Source organism: Nocardiopsis lucentensis DSM 44048 (genome assembly GCF_000341125.1).
Taxonomy (GTDB): Bacteria; Actinomycetota; Actinomycetes; order Streptosporangiales; family Streptosporangiaceae; genus Nocardiopsis; species Nocardiopsis lucentensis.
Genome location: NZ_ANBC01000738.1, coordinates 1 through 1,501, shown reverse-complemented (window position 1 = coordinate 1,501; position 1,501 = coordinate 1). Strand labels below are relative to the sequence as shown.

Genomic DNA, 1,501 nt, shown 5'->3' with positions numbered 1-1,501 from the left:
GCGGGAGCGCCTGCGGCTGGAGGAGTACCGGCCCAAGGTGATGAGCGGGTTCGTCCGTAACCGCCTGCTGGACGAGGCCTACCTCCCGCTGATCGGCGACAACCTGGCCAAGCAGCTGGGCGCGGCGGGCGACGACAAGCGGACCGACCAGAGCGGACTGCTGCTGCTCATCTCCCCGCCGGGGTACGGCAAGACCACACTGATGGAGTACGTGGCCAGCCGCCTGGGGCTGGTGTTCGTCAAGGTCAACGGGCCCGCGCTGGGGCACGGCGTGACCTCGCTCGACCCGGACGAGGCGCCCGACGCCACGTCGCGGCAGGAGGTCGAGAAGATCTCCTTCGCGCTGGAGATGGGCAACAACGCCCTGCTGTACCTGGACGACATCCAGCACACCAACCCGGAGCTGCTCCAGAAGTTCATCTCCCTCTGCGACGGCCAGCGCCGGATGGAGGGCGTGTGGAACGGGCGGACGCGCACCTACGACCTGCGCGGGAAGCGGTTCGCGGTGTGCATGGCCGGAAACCCGTACACGGAGCAGGGCAAGCGGTTCCGGATCCCGGACATGCTGGCCAACCGCGCCGACGTGTACAACCTGGGCGACGTGCTGTCCGGCAAGGAGGAGATGTTCGCGCTCAGCTACATCGAGAACGCGCTCACCTCCAACTCCACGCTCGCCCCGCTGTCCACGCGCGACCGGGAGGACGTGTACACGTTCGTGCGGATGGCCGAGGGCGACGGGTCGGTCGGCACGGACCGGCTGAGCCACCCGTACTCGGCGGCCGAGGTGGACCGGATCGTGTCGGTGCTGCGCAAGATGCTGCGCGTGCGCGAGGTGGTGCTGGCCAACAACCAGGCCTACATCGCCTCGGCGGGCCAGTCCGAGGACGCGCGCACGGAGCCGCCGTTCCAGCTCCAGGGCTCGTACCGGAACATGAACCGGCTGGCGGAGAAGATCGTGCCGGTGATGAACGACGCCGAGGTGGAGGCCGCGATCGACGACCACTACCTGGGCGAGGCGCAGACCCTGACGTCGGGCGCGGAGGCCAACCTGCTCAAGCTGGCGGAGCTGCGCGGGGTGATGACGCCCGAGCAGGAGGCCCGCTGGACGGAGGTCAAGGAGGCGTTCCGCCGGAGCCGCGCGCTGGGCGGGGGCGAGGACGACCCGATGACGCGCGCGATCGGGGCGATGGGCCTGCTCGCCGACCGGGTGGGGTCGATCGGCACGGCCATCGACCGCGCCGCGGAGCGGTAGCGCGCCCCCGCGCACGCGGGCCGTCACCCCGAAGGGGGTGGCGGCCCGTCCGCGTCTCCTCCGGATCCGCGCTCCGTCCGCGGATGTGAACCGGGGACCACACCCGGAAAAACATCCAAAAGACCCCGTGTCCCGCTGGTTGGACATGTGCTATTTTCGCTTCCGCCCGGGGGCCAGAGAAGAACTCCGAACGAAGAGGAAGATATGCCCCATTCGGCGGCACCAGAGATCGACCTGCCCGAACTGGAT

1 protein-coding gene is annotated in these 1,501 nt (G+C 69.5%); it reads left to right on the top strand.

Translation table 11 applies throughout. The annotated features are described in order from the left end of the window. Positions 1 to 1,252: AAA family ATPase (locus D471_RS36215; protein WP_017601295.1), on the top strand; the 1,252-nt coding region annotated here is incomplete at its 5' end. Positions 1,253 to 1,501: the final 249 nt, after the last annotated feature.